1 protein-coding gene is annotated in these 1563 nt (G+C 69.0%); it reads right to left on the bottom strand.

Annotation, left to right across the window (positions count from 1 at the left end; translation table 11 throughout):
• Positions 1–150 precede the first annotated feature (150 nt).
• Entirely contained in the window at positions 151–1539 is a 1389-nt protein-coding gene (locus M2271_RS42380) for an IS1380 family transposase (protein ID WP_280892809.1), read from the bottom strand.
• Positions 1540–1563: the final 24 nt, after the last annotated feature.

Below are 1563 nucleotides of genomic sequence, written 5' to 3' on the forward strand. Positions count from 1 at the left end.
CCTCGATCCACCGCGTGAATGCTGATCATGGGTGTCGGGCGGGTTCCGGGTGTTTCTTCGGGGTGTGGGCAGCGGTGATTGCCGGGTGGCCGTCCGGTGCGGGGTCTCCGAGGTCTTTCGGGTGGTGGGCGGGCAGGGTGGTCGCGTGGGTCAGGTGACCATGCGCTGTCCGGTCGTCGTCCACAGGTCGGTGAAGTCGTCGGCCCAGCGCCAGAGTTGGGGCAGGTGGAGGGTGAGGCGGCGGGCGCCGGTGGCGATCCGGGCGGGGATGTTGATCAGGTGGCGGCGGATGGTGCCGGTCCGTGCTCTGGCATGGAAGACGGAGGCGAGGTGGCCGGCGGCCCGGGTGAGGTTGTAGGCGGTGGCTGCGAGGGTGAGCCAGGCGGCGTTCGCGGTGAACTTCCCCGACGGAAGATGGGCGAGCGCGGAGTCTTCCAGATCGGCGAAGACCTGCTCGACCTGGGCGTGTTCGCGGTGCATGGGTTCGGCCTGGGCCAGGACGAACGGGCTGTCGGTGAAGATGACGTGGTGGCGCCAGACGCCGAACAGCTCGGACTGCCCCTCGGGAACGCTCTTCGGGTTCAGGCGCTTGACCCGGCGTACGATCAGCCGGGCGGTGGTGTGGAACGCCTTCTTCTTGCTGGTGAACGCGGTGAAGGGGACCTCGGTGATCTCGGCGTCGGAGATCCAGCGTTCCTCCTCGGCGTCCCAGACGGCGGCGGCGTACTTGATCGGCGTCCAGGCGTCCTCGGCGATGCCCGCGATCGCTGCGCGGATCGTCTTCCTGACCGCGACCGCGAGCGAGAACCGTGCGCCGGCCGTACGGCAGACCTCGACGACCTTGTGGGAGAAGTACGCGGAGTCGGCGCGGACGATGATCTGGGCGGTGATGCCCATCGCCCGCACCGTGGCCAGCGCCTCGCGTAGCAGACTCGCCGCGCCCTTGCCGGAGTTGGCAGAGCCCTTGCGCAGCCTCGTTGCCACGATCACCGGCGCGCAGGTGCCCGTCTTGACCGTGACGATCTGGAAGTGCAGGCCCCGCTGTTTGGTGTAGCCGAAGGAGGCACCCTGCTTGGCCGGGCCGTAGACCTGCTTGACTTTGGAGTCGATGTCCACGAACACCACCTCGTCCGTCGTGGGGACCAGACCGGTGTGTGCGGCCAGGTTGCAGGTGAACGCCCGTGCGGCGGACTCCAGTTGGCGTACGTGTCCCCAGGTGAACGCGCGCAGGAACGTGCCGAGCGTGGACGGCGCCCGCACCCCGCCGAACAGGCGGGACAGGCCGCCGTGCCGGAGCACGTCCAGGTCATCGATACTGTCCGCACCCGCGATCATGCCGCTCACGATCGACAGGGCCTTCGCGTCGGCTGCCGTCCCGGCACCGTGCTTCGCGCCGGTGAGCCTCACTTTCTCGGCCACCAGGACGGGCAGACCGCACCGCTCGGCCAGCCGGATCGTGGGGACCAGCCCGGCATGCGCGATCAGGTCCGGGTCGTCGAACGCGGCGAACAAGGTCGCCGGGCCGTGGGAGACTCTCACTTCAGAGGTGCCTTGCTTCGTGGG

Origin of the sequence: Streptomyces sp. LBL (assembly GCF_029893585.1) — a bacterium.
Lineage (GTDB): Bacteria > Actinomycetota > Actinomycetes > Streptomycetales > Streptomycetaceae > Streptomyces.